This window comes from Azoarcus sp. TTM-91 (genome assembly GCF_012911025.1).
In the GTDB taxonomy this organism is placed as follows: domain Bacteria; phylum Pseudomonadota; class Gammaproteobacteria; order Burkholderiales; family Rhodocyclaceae; genus Azoarcus.
The window spans coordinates 1-440 of the sequence record NZ_WUEI01000301.1 but is presented as its reverse complement, the minus strand read 5'-3'; the positions used below and the strand labels follow the sequence as shown (position 1 = coordinate 440).

Annotated in this window: 1 protein-coding gene; it reads left to right on the top strand. The window is 55.5% G+C overall.

The annotated features are described in order from the left end of the window. Window positions 1–440: NADH-quinone oxidoreductase subunit C (locus GRF61_RS24340; RefSeq protein ID WP_211166201.1), on the top strand; the 440-nt coding region annotated here is incomplete at both ends.

The window sequence follows — 440 nt, the reverse complement described above, 5'->3', positions numbered from 1 at the left end:
ACCTTCACCAAACTGTTCCCGAACGCTAACTGGTATGAGCGTGAAACCTGGGATCTGTTTGGCATTACTTTAGACGGTCACCCGAACCTGCGACGCATCATGATGCCGCAAACCTGGAAAGGTCACCCGCTGCGTAAAGATTATCCGGCGCGCGCTACCGAATTCTCGCCGTTTGAGCTGACCAAAGCCAAACAGGATCTGGAGATGGAAGCCCTGACCTTCAAACCGGAAGAGTGGGGGATGAAGCGCGGCACCGAAAACGAGGACTTCATGTTCCTCAACCTCGGTCCGAACCACCCGTCGGCGCACGGGGCTTTCCGTATCGTTTTGCAACTCGATGGCGAAGAGATTGTCGACTGCGTACCAGACATCGGTTACCACCACCGTGGTGCGGAGAAAATGGGCGAACGCCAGTCCTGGCACAGCTACATTCCGTATAC